Annotated in this window: 19 protein-coding genes and 1 pseudogene; 8 read left to right on the top strand and 12 right to left on the bottom strand. The window is 71.8% G+C overall.

What is annotated here, in order from left to right:
• Nucleotides 1–7: 7 nt before the first annotated feature.
• From KBX71_RS28925 to KBX71_RS28900, 6 genes are read right to left on the bottom strand one after another with little or no spacing between them, the layout of a single operon-like run.
• Complete coding sequence (locus KBX71_RS28925) at nt 8–1507, bottom strand: NADH-quinone oxidoreductase subunit N (RefSeq protein ID WP_210820964.1); 1500 nt, start codon at nt 1505–1507, stop codon at nt 8–10.
• A complete protein-coding gene (locus KBX71_RS28920; RefSeq protein WP_210820963.1) occupies nt 1504–3012 on the bottom strand; it encodes a NuoM family protein in 1509 nt (502 codons plus the stop codon). The genes KBX71_RS28925 and KBX71_RS28920 overlap by 4 nt, the downstream gene beginning before the upstream one ends.
• Nucleotides 3009–4940 carry an NADH-quinone oxidoreductase subunit L gene (locus tag KBX71_RS28915; RefSeq protein WP_210820962.1) on the bottom strand — a complete coding sequence of 644 codons (1932 nt, stop codon included), beginning with the start codon at nt 4938–4940 and terminating at the stop codon, nt 3009–3011. Before KBX71_RS28915 ends, KBX71_RS28920 begins: the two co-directional genes overlap by 4 nt.
• Nucleotides 4937–5299 (bottom strand): NADH-quinone oxidoreductase subunit NuoK, encoded by a 363-nt coding sequence (gene nuoK, locus KBX71_RS28910; RefSeq protein WP_124820926.1) that lies wholly within the window; start codon nt 5297–5299, stop codon nt 4937–4939. The genes KBX71_RS28915 and nuoK overlap by 4 nt, the downstream gene beginning before the upstream one ends.
• Nucleotides 5296–5856: an NADH-quinone oxidoreductase subunit J gene (locus tag KBX71_RS28905; protein WP_210820961.1), complete on the bottom strand. Its 561-nt coding sequence runs from the start codon at nt 5854–5856 to the stop codon at nt 5296–5298. Before KBX71_RS28905 ends, nuoK begins: the two co-directional genes overlap by 4 nt.
• A 25-nt stretch (nt 5857–5881) precedes the next feature.
• The gene (locus tag KBX71_RS28900) at nt 5882–6478 is read right to left on the bottom strand and encodes an NADH-quinone oxidoreductase subunit I (RefSeq protein WP_210820960.1); all 597 of its coding nucleotides are present in this window, start codon (nt 6476–6478) and stop codon (nt 5882–5884) included.
• 99 nt (nt 6479–6577) lie between these two features.
• On the opposite strand from KBX71_RS28900, the gene KBX71_RS28895 reads away from it, so the two are divergent.
• Nucleotides 6578–7027: a Uma2 family endonuclease gene (locus tag KBX71_RS28895; RefSeq protein WP_247684290.1), complete on the top strand. Its 450-nt coding sequence runs from the start codon at nt 6578–6580 to the stop codon at nt 7025–7027.
• Nucleotides 7024–7152: a hypothetical protein gene (locus KBX71_RS34345; protein ID WP_256442179.1), complete on the top strand. Its 129-nt coding sequence runs from the start codon at nt 7024–7026 to the stop codon at nt 7150–7152. Before KBX71_RS28895 ends, KBX71_RS34345 begins: the two co-directional genes overlap by 4 nt.
• Here the strand turns inward: KBX71_RS34345 and KBX71_RS28890 are convergent.
• Complete coding sequence (locus tag KBX71_RS28890) at nt 7133–7561, bottom strand: ester cyclase (RefSeq protein ID WP_210820959.1); 429 nt, start codon at nt 7559–7561, stop codon at nt 7133–7135. The genes KBX71_RS34345 and KBX71_RS28890 overlap by 20 nt on opposite strands.
• A gap of 82 nt (nt 7562–7643) precedes the next feature.
• On the opposite strand from KBX71_RS28890, the gene KBX71_RS28885 reads away from it, so the two are divergent.
• Nucleotides 7644–8663 (top strand): glutathione S-transferase C-terminal domain-containing protein, encoded by a 1020-nt coding sequence (locus KBX71_RS28885; RefSeq protein WP_307847364.1) that lies wholly within the window; start codon nt 7644–7646, stop codon nt 8661–8663.
• Nucleotides 8664–8827: 164 nt separating this feature from the next.
• On the opposite strand, the gene KBX71_RS28880 is transcribed toward KBX71_RS28885, so the two are convergent.
• Both KBX71_RS28880 and KBX71_RS34060 read right to left on the bottom strand, forming a co-directional pair.
• On the bottom strand, nt 8828–9790 hold the full coding sequence (locus tag KBX71_RS28880) for a complex I subunit 1 family protein (protein WP_210820957.1): 963 nt from the start codon (nt 9788–9790) through the stop codon (nt 8828–8830).
• Nucleotides 9791–10137: 347 nt separating this feature from the next.
• A pseudogene (locus KBX71_RS34060) lies at nt 10138–10734 on the bottom strand (NADH-quinone oxidoreductase subunit C); the annotation flags it as partial.
• Between the two features lie 118 nt (nt 10735–10852).
• On the opposite strand from KBX71_RS34060, the gene KBX71_RS28870 reads away from it, so the two are divergent.
• Nucleotides 10853–11899, top strand: coding sequence for a glucose 1-dehydrogenase (locus KBX71_RS28870; protein WP_210820955.1), 1047 nt, complete (start codon nt 10853–10855; stop codon nt 11897–11899).
• Between the two features lie 16 nt (nt 11900–11915).
• On the opposite strand, the gene KBX71_RS28865 is transcribed toward KBX71_RS28870, so the two are convergent.
• Both KBX71_RS28865 and KBX71_RS28860 read right to left on the bottom strand, forming a co-directional pair.
• Entirely contained in the window at nt 11916–13232 is a 1317-nt protein-coding gene (locus tag KBX71_RS28865; RefSeq protein ID WP_210820954.1) for a DUF2252 domain-containing protein, read from the bottom strand.
• A gap of 51 nt (nt 13233–13283) precedes the next feature.
• A complete protein-coding gene (locus KBX71_RS28860; RefSeq protein WP_210820953.1) occupies nt 13284–13865 on the bottom strand; it encodes an NADH-quinone oxidoreductase subunit B in 582 nt (193 codons plus the stop codon).
• Nucleotides 13866–14060: 195 nt separating this feature from the next.
• Here KBX71_RS28860 and KBX71_RS28855 point away from each other — a divergent pair, with 195 nt between their 5' ends.
• From KBX71_RS28855 to KBX71_RS28840, 4 genes are all read left to right on the top strand, one after another.
• Nucleotides 14061–14621, top strand: a complete 561-nt coding sequence (locus KBX71_RS28855; RefSeq protein WP_210820952.1) for an RNA polymerase sigma factor — start codon at nt 14061–14063, stop codon at nt 14619–14621.
• The gene (locus KBX71_RS28850) at nt 14614–15819 is read left to right on the top strand and encodes a hypothetical protein (protein ID WP_210820951.1); all 1206 of its coding nucleotides are present in this window, start codon (nt 14614–14616) and stop codon (nt 15817–15819) included. Before KBX71_RS28855 ends, KBX71_RS28850 begins: the two co-directional genes overlap by 8 nt.
• Before the next feature lie 197 nt (nt 15820–16016).
• Nucleotides 16017–16583: an RNA polymerase sigma factor gene (locus KBX71_RS28845; protein WP_374102658.1), complete on the top strand. Its 567-nt coding sequence runs from the start codon at nt 16017–16019 to the stop codon at nt 16581–16583.
• Nucleotides 16576–17778: a hypothetical protein gene (locus tag KBX71_RS28840; protein ID WP_210820949.1), complete on the top strand. Its 1203-nt coding sequence runs from the start codon at nt 16576–16578 to the stop codon at nt 17776–17778. The genes KBX71_RS28845 and KBX71_RS28840 overlap by 8 nt, the downstream gene beginning before the upstream one ends.
• Before the next feature lie 56 nt (nt 17779–17834).
• Here KBX71_RS28840 and KBX71_RS28835 read toward each other — a convergent pair whose 3' ends face one another.
• Complete coding sequence (locus KBX71_RS28835; RefSeq protein ID WP_210820948.1) at nt 17835–19334, bottom strand: aminotransferase class V-fold PLP-dependent enzyme; 1500 nt, start codon at nt 19332–19334, stop codon at nt 17835–17837.
• Nucleotides 19335–19342: the final 8 nt, after the last annotated feature.

The following is a 19342-nucleotide window of genomic DNA, read 5'->3' as shown; positions in this document are numbered from 1 at the left end:
GGGCTGGTCAGCGGCCGGCCAGGTCGAGCACCAACTGCGGCGCGACGCCGAGCACCACGGCGGCCACCGTCGCCACCGCCAGCACCACCGCCACCACACCCACCACGGGTACGCCCGACGCTCCGCCACCGGCGAGCGCCGCTGCCGGGCCGGGCGTCGTCGTCGGCGCCCAGAGGGCGGCGGTCACCCGCAGGTAGTAGGCGAGGCCGATCACGGCGTTCAGCGCCACCACCAGCGCCAACCAGGCCGCACCACCGTCCAGCAGCGCCCGGACCACTGTCACCTTGGCGAACAGGCCGGCCAACCCCGGCGGCAGACCAGCCAGACCCACGAGCGCGAGACCGAACGCCGCAGCCCGCCAGGGGTGCCGCCGAGCCGCCCCGCGCAGGTCGTCCAGGGTGCCACCGTCCGCGCCGGCCGGGCGCAGTGCGGTCAGCCCGGCGAACGCCGCCAGCTCCAACACCACGAAGAAGACGGCGTACGCCACGGCGGCCGCGTACGCGGCGGAACGCGCCTCGTCCGTGCGCCCGGCGGCCAGCGCCAACGCACCCAGCGGGGCGAGGATGTACCCGGCCTGCGCGACGGACGACCAGGCGAGCAGCCGGACGGTCCGCCGTTGACGCAGGGCGACCAGGTTGCCGACGGTCATGGTGAGCACGGCGAGCAGAGCGAGCACCGGACCGGTCTGGTCCGCCGGCAGCGCCTGCTGCACCACGGCGAGCAGCGCGACGAGGCCGCCCAGCTTCGACGCGGTGGACAGGTAGGCGGCCACCGGCAGCGGCGCGCCGTCGTAGGTGGCCGGCGCCCAGGCGTGGAACGGCACCGCCGCCACCTTGAAGGCAAGACCGACCAGCAGCACCGCCACCGCCGCGGTGGTCAGCGGCAGGTCCCGCACCTCCGGCTGCTCGGCGAGCAACGCGCCGAGCCGGTCCAGGTGCAGGCCACCGGTCACCGCGTACAGCAACGCCGCGCCGAGCAGGGTCAGCGTGGTCGCCACCACGCTGACCACGAAGAAGGTCAACGCCGCCTCGGCGCTCGCGAGGCTGCCCCGGCGCAGGCCGACCAGCACGTACAGCGGCAGGGTCAGCGTCTCCAGGGCGACGATCAGCGTGATCAGGTCACCGGCCGCACCGAGCACCACGCCGCCGGTCATCGAGCAGGCCAGCAGGAAGGCGTACTCCCCGACCGGTGACCGCCCGGCCCGCAGCGCGGGCACCGACAGCCCGAGCACGCCCACTGTGAGCAGCGCGACCACCACGCCGACCAGTGCCGCGCGACCACCGAAGATCCAGGAGCAGTCGGCGCCCACACAGAACGTCCGCCGCTCCGCACCCGCCCCGACCAGCGCGGAGCCGACGGCGGTGCCGAGCGCACCGAGCGCGGCCACCGCGATCGTGGCCCGTGGCCGAGCCACCAGCAGATCGGTGATGAGCACGAGTACGGCCGTGCCGGCGGCCAGGTAGGCCGGCAGCAGCGCGACGCTGTCCACGCTCTGCACGACGTTCATGGTTTGACCACTCCGATCAGGGCGTCGACGGGGGCCTCGGCGACGCCGAGGACCAGTGTCGGCGCCAGCCCGATGGCCAACGCGAGCAGCACCAGCGGCACCCACGCGGTCAACTCCGTACCGGCCAGGCCGGGGCCGACCTGCCCGACGGCGGGGCTCGGCCGGTTGTGGGTGACCTGGCGCAACAGCCGCAGGAAGTACGCGGCGGTGAGCGCCCCGCCGACCGCCGCCAGCACCCCGAGGGTGGTCCAGAGCGGGCCGCCCACCTGAACGGCGGCGATCACCGCGAACGCCTCACCCCAGAAGCCGGCCAACCCGGGCAGACCCAGCGACGCGATCGCCGCGAACGCGAGCAGACCCGCCAACCGGGGCGCGGTCTCCCGCAGCCCGGACAACTCGGCGAGGGTGCCCGTGCCGGTACGGTCCTTCACCGCCCCGGCCAGGAAGAACAGCAGGCCGGTGATCACCCCGTGCGCGACGTTGCCGATCAACGCCGCCTGCATGCCGACGGTGGTCAGCGTGGCGACGCCCAGCAGCACGAAACCCATGTGCCCCACACTGGAGTACGCGATCAGCCGCTTCACGTCCGACTGGGCCAGACAGACCAGCGAACCGACCAGGATCGCGGCGACGGCCAGCACGCCGAGCACGGGCGCCGCCCAGCGGGCTCCCTCCGGCGCCACCCCCACAGCGACCCGGATCAGACCGTAGGTGCCCATCTTCAGCAGCACCCCGGCCAACACGACACTGCCCACCGTGGGGGCCTGGGTGTGCGCGTCGGGCAGCCAGGAGTGCAGCGGCCACAGCGGGCTCTTCACCGCGAACGCCAACGCCAGCAGTGTGAACGCGGCCAACTGGGCGCCCCGGGACATCCCCGCGCCGCCGGTGAGCGTCACCAGGTCGGCGGTGCCGGCGGCGGCGACCACGACGTACACGCCGACCAGCAGCAGCACCGACCCGAACAGCGTGTAGAGCGCGAACTTCCGGGCCGCCCGACGCCGGTCCGCGCCACCCCAGCCGGCGATGATCGCGTACATCGGCAGCAGGACGACCTCGAAGAAGAGGAAGAACAGCACCAGGTCCAGGGCGAGGAAGGTGCCCAGGATGCCCACCTCGACCACCAACAGCAGCGCGACGAGCGCCCGGCCACTGCCGCCGTCCGGGACCCGCCACATCGTGTACGCGCAGCAGAGCAACGTGAGCAGCGCGGTCAACACCACGAGCGGCCAGGAGATGCCGTCTACGCCGAGGTGGAAGCGCAACTCCAGGCCGGGCACCCAGGGCAGATCCAGTTGGTGCCACGGGCGCACCGCCGGCGCACCGGCCGACCAGGCGACCCAACCCTGACCGCCGAACACCAGCGGCACCGCGGCCAGCAGGGTCAGCGCCGCCGCGACCGTGCCGACCAGCCGGGCCGTCCGGTCCCGGGGCGTAGCCGCCACCGCGACCGCACCCAGCGCCGGCAGCGCCAGAACAGCAACCAGCAACACCTGGCCGACGCTCATCGGGCTCCTCCAAGCAAGGCGGCGGCCAGGCCGATCAGCAGCGCGCCGGCCAGGACGCCGGCGGCGGCTCGGGGCAGCGCCGCGCGGTGCAGCGCGGCCAGCCCCGCACCCAGACCGGACGCGGCTCGCCCGCTGCCCTCGACCGCGCCGTCCACCACCACCTCGTCACCGGTGCGCGCGGCGCGGGCCAGCGCGCGGACGGGGCGTACCACAACTGTGTTCTGGACGTCGTCGAGCCGGAACGCGCGGGCGAAGACCGGCCGCAGCGGACCCAGCGCCGTCGCCGGGTCGGCGGCCCTGTCGCGCCGCCAGCCCAGCGTCACCAGCGTGGCGCCGACCAGCAGAAACGCGAGCGGCAGCAGCACCCCCGGCCCCAGGTGGACCAGGCCGTCCTCGGAGCCCGCCACCGGGACGGTGGGGAACCGCAGGCGGTCGGTGAACGCCCCGACGAACCCGACCAGACCGAGCAGCGCGGCCGGTACGGCCAGCAGCAACACCGGCCAGCGCAGCACCGCCGGCGGGTCGTGTGGCCGAACCAGGGGCAGGCGCGGAGCGCCGAAGAAGGCGCGCAGCAGCAGCCGACCGGCGTACCAGGCGGTGACCGCCACGCCGATCAGCCCGGCGACCCAGACGATCCAACCCACCCAGGACGGGGCCGCGCCGGTGCCCTCCAACGCGGCCGACTCGGCGACAGTCAGTACGCCGTCCTTGCTCCAGAAGCCGGCCAGCGGCGGCACCCCGGCCAGCGCGCCCAGGCCCACCACAGTGCACCAGAACGTCACAGGCATGCTCCGCCGCAGCCCGCCCATCTCCGACATCAGTGTGGTGCCGACAGCGTGGATCACCGCGCCGGCGGCGAGGAACAGCAGCGCCTTGAAGGCGGCGTGGGTGAGCAGGTGGAACAGTGCGGCCGACGGTGAACCGACCGCCAGCGCGCCGGTCATGTAACCCAGTTGGGACACCGTCGACCAGGCCAGCACCCGTTTGATGTCGTCCTGGGCGGTGGCGGCGAGCGCGCCGAGCAGCAGCGTGACCGCGCCGAGCACCCCCAGCACGGTCAACGTCACAGGCGCGGCCGTGAACAGCGGGTAGAGCCGGGCCACGGCGTACACCCCGGCGGCGACCATCGTCGCGGCGTGGATCAACGCGGAGATCGGGGTCGGGCCGGCCATCGCATCCGGCAGCCAGGTGTGCAGCGGGAACTGCGCGCTCTTGCCGGCCACACCGGCGAGCAGCAGCAGGCCGGCGGCGGTCAACGTCGCGCCGGAGTGGTCGTGGGCGAGCACGTCGGCGATCCGGAAGCTGCCCGTCGACACGCCCAGCAGCGCGATGCCGAGCAGGAACCCGACGTCACCGACCCGGGTCACCAGGAACGCCTTCATGGCGGCGGCGGGGGCGCCGGCCAGTCGGCGGTCGTGGGCGATCAGGAGATACGAACAGAGGCCCATCACCTCCCAGCCGACCAACAGCATGATCAGGTCGCCGGCGACCACCACCAGCAGCATGGCGCCCGTGAAGAGGCTGATCTGGGCGGCGTAGGGCGGGTAGCGGTGGTCCACGTCGACGTCGTCGTGGGGACCACGCCGCAGGTAGCCGATCGAGTAGACCTGCACGGCGAGGGCGACCGCCGTGACCGCGACCGCGACCAGCGCGGCGGCGCCGTCCAGTCGTACGCCGAGGGTCACCACCAGCCCGCCGATGTCGACCCAGGTGCTCGACGTCTCCGTCGGCACGTCGACAGTGAACAGCAGCGCGACGGCCAGCGCCAACGCGCCGGCCGCACCGGCGACACCGAGCGTCACCGCGGTCGTCCGGGCCCGGTCGCCGCCGGACGCGCTGTCGCGCCGGGGGGCCGGTGGCAGCAGCAGACCGAGCAGACCGGCGACCAGGGGTACGGCGGGCAGCAGCGCCCCGAGCAGCCCGGTCACCGGCCCACCTCCGAGTCCAGGACGGCCGGCTCGCGCCCGCCGACGGGATCCGACGGCTCGGTCAACGGCACGTCATCCACGGCGACTGTCGCCCGCAGCCGGTAGAGCTGAAGGACGATCGCCAGCCCCACCCCGATCTCGGCGGCGGCCAGAACGATGACGAAGAGGGCGAAGACCTGCCCCGAGTGCGGAAGCACGGCGCGGGCGGTGGTGTCCGCGGTGACCAGGATCAGGTTGACCGCGTTGAGCATCAACTCGACCGACATCAGCACCAGCACCGCGTTGCGGCGGCGCAGTACGCCGTACACGCCGAGGCCGAACAGCAGCGCGGCGGTGACGTACGGGATGACCGGCCTCACCGGCGCCCCCCGGGCTCGCTGTCGACCAGGTCGCCTGCCGTGCCGTCGCGTTGCGGGGCGGCTCGGCCGATGTCCGGCCGGGACAACACGATCGCGCCCACCAGGGCGGAGAGCAGCAGCACCGAGAGCACCTCGAACGGCAGCACCCAGGTTTGGAAGATCTGCTCCCCCAGCCGCTCGGCGGTGCCCGCGGCGGGCAGTGCGACGGTGCTCCAGCGGTACGCGTCGACAAGAAGGGCGGTCAGCCCCAGCCCGGCGCCGCCACCGATCAGAGCCGCCGGCCAACCGGGCCGGTCCAGGTCGTCGGAGGCGCCGATCGGAGCCCGGGTCAGCATCACCGCGAACAGCAACAGGACCACCACCGCGCCCACGTAGATCAGCACCTGCACCCAGGCCACCAACTCGGCGCTGAGCACCAGGAAGTCACCTGCCAAGGCGCCCAGGCACACCACCAGGTAGAGCCCGGCCCGGACCAGGTGTTTCGTGGTCACCACCAGGACGCCGGCGCCGACCGCCACCGCGCCGAGGGCGAGCAGCAGCACATCCGCCCCGGTCACCGGGCCGCCCTGCCGGCTCGGGCGCTCACGACGCCGGGTCCTGGTCGGCGTCGGGAGGTACCGCCGACGGAGCGGGACGTGCGGCGGCCGCCTTGCGCGCGGCAGACGTCTCCTCCTTGGCCGGCTCGCCGTTCGGGTCGTGCGCGGGCGGCGGCGGAACGGTGGCCATCCACTGACCGAGGTGGTCCTTGTCGTGCAGCAGGTCCTTGATGTCGTACTCGGCGTACTCGAACTCCGGCGACCAGTAGAGCGCGTCGAACGGGCAGACCTCGATGCAGATGCCGCAGTACATGCAGAGCGAGAAGTCGATGTCGAACTTGTCGAGCACGTTGCGCTGGCGGGGGCGGGCGGCGCCGGGCACCACCACCTCCTCCTTGTGCGAGTCGATGTAGATGCACCAGTCCGGACATTCACGGGCGCAGAGCATGCAGACCGTGCAGTTCTCCTCCGACAGGGCGATCACGCCACGCGAGCGGGGCGGCAGGTCGGGGGCCACGTCCGGGTACTGCTGGGTGGTCGAACGGCTGGTCATCGTCTTGAGGGTGACCGCCAGCCCTTTCACCAGGCCCGCGCCGGGTAGGCCGCGGTCGCTGGTGTCGCCGCGCTCGCTGGGGTCGCTCATGTCGACCATCCTGCCCTGTGGCCACGGCGCGCGCGACCACCACCCACAGGTCGACGACCCTAGGGTGTACCCGGGAAGCACGAACCGCCCGGAGGATCGATGACGACCGAACTGGAAACGTTTTGCACTCCGGAGGGCGGCTGGACTACCGGGGATCTCGACAGACTCCCCGACGACAATCGCCGACGCGAACTGCTCGACGGCATTTTGCTCATGCCGCCGCCTCCTCGAACCTCGCACCAGCAGGTCACGGCGCGTCTCACGGCAGCGCTCGATGACATGTCATCCGACGGGTACGTCGCCGTCCACGGTGTGGAGGTGCGGGTGAGCAACAGCCGGACGTTCGTGCCCGACGGCGTGGTCCTCCGAGTCACCGGCGACGACGATGGGCACCGGCACTGGTTCGCCCCGAGCGAGGTCGTGATTGCCGTCGAGGTTGTCGGCAAGGGCACCGAGACGATCGACCGGGTGTTGAAGCCGGCGCTGTACGCCCAGCCGGCATCCCCTACTACTGGCGGATCGAGACCGAAGGCGCGCTGGAGGTCGTGACCTACCGGATCGACGCGGTGAACGAGGTCTACACCGAGACCGGGCGGTGGACGAAGTTCGTCGACACCGGTGAGCCCTTTCCGATCAATCTGCCGATCAGCCGCATCACGCCCCGGGTCCGCTGACGACGGCCGGTGGGAGCATCTCGACGCCGAGTTGTTGCAGCAACTGGAACAGCTCGTTGCAGCTCCACACCTCGACGATCCGGCCCGCCGTGTCGAAGCGCAGGAACGTCGCCCCCGAGTAGCTGACCACCTGCCCGGTCGGCGGTACCGGCCCGAACTGCCCGACGTGGGTGCCGGCGGCCCGCCAGTGCACGGCCACCCGCTCGCCGGCCGCGACCACGTCGACGATCTTGTAACGCAGGTCCGGGAAGGCCGCCCGGCGCTCGCGGTGCCAGGCCAACGTCGCCTCCGGCCCGGTGCCGCCCAGCCCCGGGCACTCCTCGGCGACCAGCTCGTACGCCGACTCCTCCCGGCGGGCATTCCACACATCGGCGATGAACCGCCGGGCCGCCGCCTCCACATCCGTCATGCCGGCAGGGTATCCGGGGCCACTGTGCGCCGTAGATCCGCGAGGATTGGGTAGAGACACAGACCAGACCGGGGAGGGCGACGTGGGCGAGGAAAAAGGCGGCAAGTACGTCGAGCCGGGCGGCGAGTTCACCCGCGACCAGCGGTACATCGCCACCCGGATCACCGAGGACGGGCGCGACGGATATCCGGTCGAGCCCGGCCGGTACCGGCTGGCGGTCAGCCGCGCCTGCCCCTGGGCCAACCGACTGATCATCGTGCGACGGTTACTCGGTCTGGAGGACGCCACCTCGATGGCGGTGGCCGGCCCGACCCACGACGCCCGGAGCTGGACCTTCGACCTCGACCCGGACGGCCGGGACCCGGTGCTCGGCATCGAGCGCATCCAGGAGGCGTACTTCAAGCGCTTCCCCGGCTACGAGCGCGGCATCACAGTGCCGGCGATCGTGGACGTGCCGACCGGGCAGGTGGTGACCAACGACTACGCGCAGATGAGCCTGGACCTGTCCACCCAGTGGGGGGCGTACCACCGCGAGGGCGCCCCGAAGCTCTACCCCGACCACCTGCGGGAGCAGATCGACGAAGTCAACGCCGTGGTGTTCCGGGACGTGAACAACGGCGTCTACCGCTGCGGGTTCGCTGGCAACCAGGAGGCGTACGACAAGGCGTACCACCAGCTCTTCGACCGGCTGGACTGGCTCACCGAGCGGTTGACCGACCAGCGTTACCTGGTCGGCGACACCATCACCGAGGCCGACGTGCGGCTGTTCACCACGCTGGTCCGCTTCGACCCGGTCTACCACGGCCACTTCAAGTGCAACCGGCAGAAGCTGAGCGAGATGCCGGTGCTGTGGGCGTACGCCCGGGACCTGTTCCAGACCCCCGGTTTCGGCGACACCATCGACTTCGACCACATCAAGCGGCACTACTACGAGGTGCACCGCGACATCAACCCGACCGGGATCGTTCCGCTCGGCCCCGACCTTTCCAACTGGCTCACCCCGCACGGCCGGGAAGCGTTGGGTGGCCGCCCCTTCGGCGACGGCACCCCACCCCCACCCCCGAAAGAGCCGGTAGACCCGGCACACACCCCGCTGCGCTAACCGCCCCGCACCCCGCCCTCAACACGCGCCGATCTTGCACTTTCTGCTGCCGAAGTGCCCCATACAGTCGCATTTGCCGGGACAGAAAATGCAAGATCGGCGCGGGAGAGGCGGGGCGCGGGGCGCGGGGCGCGGGGCGCGGGGCGCGGGGCGCGGGGCGCGGGTTACAGGGCTATGCGGACTGCTGCTGTTAGGACCAGTTGTGCCAGGGAGGCTGGCACCAGCACGAGCCAGCAGAGGCGTTGCAGCTGGTCCTCGCGTAGCCGGGGGTAGGACACCCGGAGCCAGATGATCACGAAGGAGACCGCGAAGATCTTGAGCAGCGTCCAGAGCCAGCCCAGCTGGTCGTCGGCGAACGGGCCCTGCCAACCGCCCAGGAACAACACAGTGGTCAACGCGGCGATCACCACGATGCCGACGTACTCGGCGAGCAGGAAGAACGCGAACCGCAGACCGGTGTACTCGGTCATGTAGCCGAAGACCAGCTCCGAGTCGGCCACCGGCATGTCGAACGGTGGCCGACGGATCTCGGCCAGCCCGGCGACGAAGAAAATGATCATCGCGGGCGCCTGCCAGAGCAGCCACCACGGCTGCCACGCCTCGACGATGCCCGACAGGCTGAGCGTGCCGGCCGCCATCGCCACCGACGCGGCGGCCAGCACCAGCGGCAACTCGTAACCGAGCAACTGGGCAGCCCCGCGTAGCCCGCCCAGCAGGCTGTACTTGTTGGCCGACGCCCACGCCGACATCAGCACCGCCACCACGCCGACGCCGACCACGGCCAGCACGAAGAAGAGGCCGATATCCAACGGTTGCCCGACCAGGTCGTTCGGACCGAGCGGGATGACCAGCAACACCAGCAGGTAGGGCACCAGGGCCACCGCCGGCGCCAGCCGGAACACCGCCCGGTCCGCCTCGCGCGGCGTGATGTCCTCCTTCTGCACGAACTTGACCCCGTCGGCGACGAGCTGCGCCCAACCGTGGAAGCCACCCGCGTACATCGGGCCGAGCCGGCCCTGCATGTGCGCCATCACCTTGTGCTCGGCCTGGCCGACAAGCAACGGCAGGGTGAGGAACGCGACCACCACGCCGCCGACCCGGAGCACCAGTTCCACCCAGAGCGGCATCAGGCCGTACCCCCGTCGTGGTCGCCCCGGCCATCGCGGCCCGGCGGGTCCGCGATCGGCTCGCCACCCGATGTGGCCGGGCCGACGTCGGGCTTGTCAGGTGCGGCCGCGCCGGGCGCGGGCTGGTTGGCCGGGCGAACGCCGGGCGCGGTCTCGGAGGCCGGGCCCGCGCCAGGTTGGTCAGGTGCGGCCGAGCCAGCGTCGGGCGCGGGCTGGTCGGCGGGGGCCGGGTCGTCGGCGGTGCCGGCAGGCCGGGGAGTACGCGCCGGACGGGCCCCCGGGGCGGGCCGCGCCGGACGCTCACGGGCCGGTCTGGCCGGGGTGCCGCCACGCGGGCCCTCCCCCACGCCACCTGCGCCAGCCGGGGTGGGCGTGGGCCCCCACTCGCCGGGAGCGGGGACGCCGGGCGGGCGGATCGGTCGACGCCCGCCGCCGGCCTCGGACTCGCCCGGCTCCTTCGCACCCGGCCAGGGCTTCGCCACCCGGGATGCGAGCACGAACTCCTTACGCAGCGGGTGGCCCTCGAACTCCGGGGGCAGCAGCAGCGGCAGCAGCTCCCCGTGCCCGGCGAAGTCGATGCCGAACATCTCGTGCGTCTCCCGCTCGTGCCAGGCGGCGCCGGGGTAGATGTCGACGACCGAGGCGACAGTGGGCGCGCCGCGCGGCAACCGGGTACGCAGCAGCAGGCCGTGCCGCAGTCGCGTCGACCAGAGGTGCGCCACCACGTCGAAGCCCTCGGCCAACTCGTCGACGGCGGAGAGCCAGTCGAAGAAGTCGCAGGCCAGCTCGGCGTCGTCACGGGCGGCGGAAACCGCTGTCAGCCAACTCGCGGGCGGGACGTCGACTGTGGCCCGGGCGAAACGTTGCCCGCCGGAGACCGACGGGGTCGCCTCGACCGGCGCGAGCAGCGCGACCAGTCGAGCGCCGACCTCTTCGGGAGTCATGCCGCTGATCCTAGGTGTTCTGCCCAGAGAGGTTGGCGATGCGCCTGGCCGCCGTCGATCCCCGGCGATCTGCCGGCTTTGGGCGCGGCGCACGTCTCGGCGGGGAAAGATGAGGGGCGTGCGCGCTGTGACGGTGAAACCCGGGGTCGCCAATTCGCTGAGCCTTGTCGAGGATCAGCCGGAGCCGGCTGCCGAGGAGGGTTCTGTCCTGGTCGAGGCGCTGGCGGTGGGGATCTGCGGCACCGACCACGAGATCATCGCCGGAGAGTACGGCGAGGCGCCGCCGGGTGCGGACCGCCTGGTCATCGGGCACGAGTCACTGGGTCGGGTGATCGAGGATTCCAGCGGCACCCTGCGACCCGGTGACCTGGTGGCCGGGATCGTCAGGTATCCCGATCCGGTGCCCTGCTCGAACTGCGCGGTAGGCGAGTGGGACATGTGCCGCAACGGTCAGTACACCGAACACGGCATCAAGGGACTTCCCGGGTTCGCCCGGGACCGCTGGCGGGTCGAGCCGCGGTTCGCGGTCGGGCTCGACCCGGCGCTGGCCCAGGTCGGTGTGCTGTTGGAGCCGACAAGTGTGGTGGCGAAGGCGTGGGACCACATCGAACGGATCGGGCACCGGGCCGAGTGGCAGCCGCAGACCGTCCTGGTGACCGGGGCCGGGCCGATAGGGCTGCTGGCCGCGTTGCTCGGCACCCAGCGTGGGCTCACCGTCCACGTGCTGGACCGGGCCACCGATGGGCCCAAGCCGGAGCTGGTCGCCGGGCTCGGCGCCACCTACCACACGGTGCCGGTCAACGACCTGCCCTTCGAGCCGGACGTGGTGATCGAGTGCACGGGTGCGCCCACTGTGGTCCTCGACGTCATGTGCAAGGCGGCCCCGACCGGGATCGTCTGCCTGGCCGGGGTGTCCAGCGGTGGCCGGAGCATCGACTTCGACGCCGGCGCTCTCAACCGGGCGCTGGTGCTGGAGAACAACGTGGTGTTCGGCTCGGTGAACGCCAACCGTCGGCACTGGAACATGGCCGCGCAGGCACTCGCCCGCGCCGACCAGGTCTGGCTCGAGTCGCTGATCACCCGGCGGGTGCCGGTGAACCGGTACGCCGACGCGTACACCCCCGGGCCGGACGACATCAAGGTGGTGCTGGAGTTCGCGTCCTGAGCGACGCCGCGCCCGATCAGAGGCCCGGCAGTCGACCATTGCGGAACAGGTCGACGAAGAGCTGATGGTCCTGGCGGGCGCGCACCCCGTACGCGTGCGCGAAGTCCACCAGGTGGGCGACGAAACCCGGATCGTCGGTGTCCACCGCCGCGACGATCGCCTCCTCGGTGGAGTAGTCCACCAGGTCGTGACTGGATTCGTCGTCGGCCACCGAGTGCATCCGGGCCACCGCCCGGCCAAGGTCGACGAGAACCCCGGTCAGCTCCTCCGGCTCGTTCACGTCCGACCAGTCCAGGTCGGCGGCGTACGGGGAGACCTCGGCGACGAGCTGACCGGTCCCGTTCAGCTCGGTGAAGCCCAGCCACGGGTCGGCGTGCGCCTGCAACGCCCGCTGCGACTCGGCGGACCGGTGCCCCTGGTGCTGGAAGTAGCCACGGACCGACTCGTCGGTGACGTACCGCGCCACGGCCGGCACCTGCGCCTGCTTCATGTAGATGACGACGTCGTTCTCCAGTGCCTGGGTGTGCCCCTCCAGCAGCAGGTTGTACGACGGTAGCCCGGCGGAGCCGATGCCCACCCCCTTGCGCAGCACCACGTCCTTGATCCGCGCCGCCACCGGGCGGAGCTGCGTCGAGGCGGTTGGCAGGGTGCCCAGGTAGTCCAGGAAGGCGGCGCTGACCAGGCCCCGGGTGGCGTCGTCGATCTCGAAGACGCCGTCGCCGACGGAGAAGCGTCGCTCGTAGTTGTCGATGGTGGTCTGCGCGGCGAGCAGGTCGACGCGGGTGTTGAGCCGGGCCCGCTGGAGCACCCGGCGCAGCACCCCGTCGGCGTTGTCCAGGGTGATCGAGCCGATCGCGTCGTCACCGCCGGCCGCGATGGCCCGCAGTTCGGTCAGGTACGACCGGGCGAACCCGGCCACCAGTTCCCCGATCGCCGTGTCGGAGAGCGCCTTGCCGTAGCCGAGCAGCGCCACGCTGGCCGCGAGCCGGCGCAGGTCCCAGGTGAACGGCCCGACGTACGCCTCATCGAAGTCGTTGACGTTGAACACCAGCTGCCCGGAGGCGTTCATGTAGGTGCCGAAGTTCTCCGCGTGCAGGTCACCGTGGATCCACACCCGGCTGGTCTGCTCGTTCAGGAACCGGTCGTCGGCGAAGTCGCCGAGCTGGTCCGCGTAGAACAGCGCGGCGCTGCCCCGGTAGAAGGCGAACGGGGAAGCCGCCATCTTGCGGAACTTGCGGCGGAAGGCGGCCGGGTCGATCGCCATCGACGCGCCGAACTCCTCGGTGAGCACGTCGACGATGTGGGCGGACCGCTGGTCCGCTGAGCTGCTCATAGTCCGCAGGCTAGTGCGGCCGGTCCACAACCGGGCGGCGGCCCACCGCCGTCAGTTCGCGGCGGGTGGGCGTACCGGTGGGGCGGTGAGCGAGTCCACCGAGCGTGGGGCGGCGGCCTCGCGGGGCGGGGCGTCCAGCGGCGCGGCCAGCACGTCCCGTTGTGGCACACCGCCGATGCCGGACTGCTCGGCGGCGATCTTCTCCTGAAGACGCAGGATGCCGTGCAGCAGCGCCTCCGGCCGGGGCGGGCAGCCGGGCACGTACACGTCGACCGGGATGAGCTGGTCGACGCCCTTGGTCACCGAGTACGAGTCCCAGTAGGGGCCGCCGCAGTTGGAGCAGGCGCCGAACGAGATGACGTACTTCGGCTCGGGCATCTGGTCGTAGAGCCGCTTGATCGCCGGGGCCATCTTGTCGGTCACCGTGCCGGAGACCACCATCAGGTCGGCCTGGCGGGGGCCGTGGGCGAACGGGATCACGCCGAGTCGGATGAAGTCGTGCCGACCCATGCTGGTGGCGATGAACTCGATGGCACAGCAGGCCAGGCCGAAGTTGAACACCCAGAGCGAGTAGCGACGGCCCCAGTTCAGCACGAACCGGATCGGCTCACCGAGCACTGCCGGCATCTGCACGACCGCCCCCTCTCCTCAGCGACAGTGAATCACAGCCGGCGTCCGTACGGTCCGGCGGTGAGCGGCCTGAGCGCCCCACCATCTGTCCCCGAGCCGACAGAATTCGGCGGCGACTGACGCGCAACCTACCGGCGCGCTCGCTTGTGTGACCGGTGCTGGCGAACACACCGCCAGCAGCCGCCACGGGGAGGACGAGTGCTTGTGACACGAGACGTGCGGGTGGGTGGACGCCCGCCGGACCCCCCGGGAACCGCAACCTCCGCGTCGGCAGAGCTGGTCTTCGACGACTTCTACCACGCCCACTTCCGTGGCCTGGTGGTGCAGCTGACCGCGTACACGGGTGACCGCGGGCAGGCGCAGGAACTGGTTCAGGAGGCGTTCTGTCGGGCGTACGCCCGCTGGGACCGGCTCGCCGGATACGAGGACCCCCTGGCCTGGGTCCGTCGGGTCGCCTGGAACCTCGGCCACAACCGCTGGCGGCGGCTGCGGACCGCCCAGCAGTGGCTGCTGCGGCAACGGGAGACACACGTCGCGGAGCCGAGCCCCGACCGGATCGTCGTCGACGCCGCGTTGGCGAAGTTGCCGCCGAAGCAGCGGCGGGCCGTAGTACTGCACTACCTCGCTGACCTGACGGTCGCCGAGATCGCCGCCCAGGAACAGGTAGCGGAAGGGACTGTCAAGTCCTGGCTGCATCGGGGCCGGACTGCGCTCGCCACACACCTGCGCGACACCAGAGAGGAGGTGCGGGATGTCTGAGCAGGAGATTCTTGACCTCTCCGAGGAGTTTGCCCGATACCGCCGTACCGCGCTGGCGGAGGTCGAGGCGCCGGGACCTGCCGCCGTCCGACGGACGGTACGAGGCCGCGGCCGACGCCGGCTGGCTGCCAGTGCCACGACGGCGCTCGCCCTGGTCGGCGGATCGGCCGTCGGATACGCGGCGATGAGCGGCCCGGACCACCGACCCGGTCCGGTCGAGCCGACGCCGAGCGTGTCGGCGTCGCCGACGCCGATGCCGACGAGTCCAACCCCCAGCCCTACCGGGACCAGTGCCAGCCCGACCACCCCCGTGCCGGACGGCCGGTTCAGCCGGGCCCAACTCCTGGGGGTGCCGGTGGCGCTGCCGGCATGGCGGGCCGGACCAGGCTGCCCGACGTCGCAGACGCGGCTCACCGCCGACGCCCGGGAGGGCGCGAACTGGCTCTTGGCGCTCGACCACGGCGACATCGACGGCGACGGCGCGGTGGAGACCGTGGCGCTCGTGCAGTGCGTGCTCGGCACCCGCGGGCCGATGCAGGTGGTCGCCTTCGACAGGGACAAGGAAGGGAAGGCGACGACTGTCGGCCGGGTGGTCGCGACCACCATCGACAAGCCGGAGTGGCTGTTCGCTCTGGATGTCGTGGGCGACGGCACGGTTCGCGTTCAGGTCGGTGACATCGCTCCCGGGGGTGGCTGGAACGCCAGGTGGTCACAACGGCAGTGGCGGAGCTACCGCTGGAAGGGTGACGCCTTCAGCCAGGTCTCCGGGCCGACGAGCTTCGGTCCGAACCCGAACCTGGCGGACGTCGCCGTCACCACCGGCGACCTCGTGCTGAGAATTGCGGACGACGGCTCCCGGACGGGTACGGCCACGGTGCGGATTCGTAACCGGGGCACGGGCCCGGTCGCCCACGTGGTGCTGCGGTTGGGCGTGCCCGCTGTGGTGCGCGCGGACGTCGACGGGTGGAATACGTGCGCGGGCGTCCACGAGAACGTTGAACCGATCACCTGCCGCCTGGGTCAGCTGGCCGCCGGGGCGGAGATGCGGCTGGACCTGGACTTCCGGGTGCTCGAAGGGATCACGCTGAGCACGGACAAGGCGGACGTGGACGTCCAGCCGATGGACAGCGAACGTGACGTCCTGCCGGACGTCAACAGAACCGACAACCTGGTTCAGATGACGATGACCTACGGCTGACGGTCGCTCGCCATTCAGTCCCCGACACGACAGTCGAACCACAGCGTCGGCTGCAACCCCGAGACCCGTTCGGGACTTCTAACGGGGTACGGCACGTCGAGCAGCAGCGCCGACAACGGGGAGCACGGGAACGACCCCGACGAGCGAGCGGTACGACCGCCCTCGGGTACGGGCCCGACGGCGAACGGGGAGGGAAAGTGACACTGATGACGGGAGCCCGTGCCAACGAGCCGCCGGGGGCGATTGCCTCGATGGTCGGGGAGCGCACCGCGACGGTGAGCTTCGACGACTTCTACCACGCGCACTTTCGCAACGTGACCAGCCAACTGGGCGCCTACATGGGCGACTTCGCGCAGGCCCAGGACCTCGCGCAGGAGGCATTCTGCCGGGCCCTGGCCCGGTGGGACCGGCTGGCCCGGTACGACGACCCGGTCGCCTGGGTCCGGCAGGTCGCCTGGAACCTCGCCCGGAGCCGTTGGCGGCGGCTCCGGACCGCACGAAACCACCTGCTCCGACAGCGACGGACCGAGGCCACGATGGCCGGGCCGACGCCCGATCGGGTGGCGATCGACGCCGCACTGGCCCAACTGCCCGCCAACCACCGGCGGGCCGTCATCCTGCACTATCTCGCCGACATGTCGGTCAACGAGATCGCGAGTCAGGAGGGGGTGGCCGAGGGCACCGTCAAGTCCTGGCTGCACCGCGGCCGGTTGGCGCTTGCAGGACTGCTCGACGAGAGCACCGAGGGGATAGGCAATGTCTGACATCGACCCGCGGCTACGGGACCGGTTCGCTGCGTACCGCGCCGAGACGATCTCCCAGATCGCCGGTCCGGGACCTGACCAGGCCCGGCGTACCCTTCGTCGACGCCGGCAGGCGAGGGCTGTGGCGGTGGCTGTGACCGCGATTGCCCTGGCTGTCGCACCGATCGTCGCCAACGCCGCCCTGCGTGATGACGGATCGGTGCCCGTGCCGGCGCAGACCGGCGTGCCGACCACACCGCCGACGAGCGCTCCCGCACCGACACCGTCCACCCCGCTCACGCCCAGCACCACCCGGACCACGAGTCCAGCCGCGCCGGACGGCCGGATCAGCCGGGCACAACTGCTCGGCACACCGGTGACCCTGCCCGTGTGGCGGGCCGGACCGGGCTGCCCGACGTCGAAGGTCCGGATCACCGCCGACTATCGCGAGGAGGCCAACTGGCTCCTGGCACTCGACCACGGCGACGTCGACGGGGATGGCGCGGTGGAGACTGTCGCGCTCGTGCAGTGCGTGCTCGGCACCCGCGGGCCGATGCAGGTGGTCGCCTTCGACCGGGACGAGGAGGGGAAGGTGGTCACGCTCGGCCGCGTGGTGGCGACCACGATCGACAAGCCGCAGTGGCTGTTCGCACTCGACGTGGTCGACGACGGGACGGTCCGGGTGCAGGTCGGCGACATCGCGCCCGGCGGCGGCTGGTCGAGCGAATGGTCACAGCGGCAGTGGCGGGGCTACCGCTGGAAGGGCGAGGCCTTCACGCAGGTCTCCGGTCCGACGACCTTCGGTACCAACAAGCACGACGTCAATTTGGTCGTCACCTCCAGTGATCTGGCGCTGACCACGGCACCGGACGGCTCCCGGACGGGCACGGTGACCGTACGCATCCGCAACGGGGCCACAGGTCCGGCCGCTTATGTGGCGCTCCGGCTCGGCCTTCCGGAAGCGATCCGCCCGGACGGCGACGGATGGGCGGCCTGCCGTAACGACCCACAAACCACCAGAGAGCCGGTTACCTGCGATCTGAATCGGCTCGAAGGCGGTAAGGAGGTCCGGCTCACACTGGGCTTTCGGGTGGCAGCGGATGCCACCGTCGGGACCGGAAAGGCCGACGTGGACGCCCGACCGATGGACGCCGCCTTCGACCTCGTCGAGGAGGTCTACGGCGTGGACAACAAGGTGGTGATCACGTACCGCTGAGCGGTCAGGTCCCCGTCGCCGGACGGGGACCTGACCTGCGGGTCGGATCAGCCGGTTCACCAGGTGGGGCGCTGGAGCAGGCTGACGAATTCCACGAGCAACCGCTCGCGCAGCGCCGATGGCGCGGCGTCGAGCAGCGTGTTCACAAGCGCCATCCGTTCCGGGAGTGGCCCCGCGTCCGACCCCGGCTCGCCGCCCAGCCCGAGCCCGGCGGCCAGGCCGACGACCAGGTCCGGGGTGAGCGCCTCGGGGGTCAGGGCGCCGACCAGGGCTGTCAGCTCGGCGGGCAGCCGCACCGGGCCGGCGGACCTGGCCGCGGCCACCGCGTCGGTGAGGTCCGGCCCGAACTCGGCGACCCGGGGCGCGACCGCGGCGGTCACCGTGAGGTGCACGCTGGCGGGCAGACCGGCGTACGAGAGCTGGGGTTGGGTGTGCCAGCCCCGGGCGGTCAGCTCGTCGACCAGGACGAACAGGTCGGGGCCACCCTCGGTGGCGGTGAAGCAGACCACCGTCGACTCGGGCTCGGCCATCAGCCGCAACCCGTCGACGGCACGGACCGCGTCGGCCAGGCCGGCGACCGCGTCACGGGTGACGGCGGCCAGCCGCAGGTAACCGGCGTCGCCGAGGTGCCGCACGGTGGCGTACGCGGCGGCGATCGGCCCGCCCGAGCGGGTGGACGCGATCACCGGGTTGATCATCGTGTAGCCGGGCCAGTCGGCGTACGCGAAGTACTGCGGGGCGCGCAGGGTGGCGTCGCGGTGCAGCAGCACCGACACTCCCTTCGGCGCGTACGCGTACTTGTGCAGGTCGACCGAGATGGAGGTGACCCCGGCCACCGTGAAGTCGAACGCCGGCACCGGCTCCCCGAGGCGGCGCAGGTACGGCAGCGTCCAACCGCCGAAGCAGGCGTCCACGTGGCAGCGCACCCCGGCCTCGGCCGCGGCGGCCGCGATCTGCGCGACCGGGTCCACCACGCCGTGCGCGTACGACGGCGCGGAGCAGGCGACCAGCACCGTCTCCGGGCGGATCGCGGCGGCCATCGCGGCCGGGTCGGGACGCAGCGTGTCCGGGGAGACCGGCACGACGTCCAGCGCCACCCGCAGGTAGTGCGCCGCCTTGGCGAATGCCGCGTGCGCGCTCGACGGCACCAGGATCCGGGGTTCGGCGATCTCCGGGTGGGCGTCGCGGGCCGCCTTGACGGCGAGGATCAGCGACTCGGTGCCGCCGCTGGTGACGCTGCCGACGACGTCCGGGGCGGTGGTGCCGGGGCCGGCGCCCAGCAACCGGCCGGCGGCGCCGACGAGCGCGTTCTCCATGGCCAGCAGGGACGGGAACGCGGTCGGGTCCAACCCGTTGACGTGCGCGCTCTCCCGGTGGGCGGTGGCGGCCAGCTCGTCCAGCCCCGGCACCGCCGGGTCGTAGACGTACGCGAACAGCCGTCCCCCGTGGGTGGGCCGGTCCGCGCCCCGCAACTGCCGAACCTCCTCAAGAACCCGTTCGGCGGGAACCCCGGCGGCGGAAAGCGCCCCAGCCTCAACCCTGTTCTCGTCGATCATGGAGTCAT

This window comes from Micromonospora sp. D93 (assembly GCF_018070365.1).
GTDB classification, from domain to species: Bacteria; Actinomycetota; Actinomycetes; order Mycobacteriales; family Micromonosporaceae; genus Micromonospora; species Micromonospora ureilytica.
This window is presented reverse-complemented; position numbering and strand designations above follow the sequence as displayed.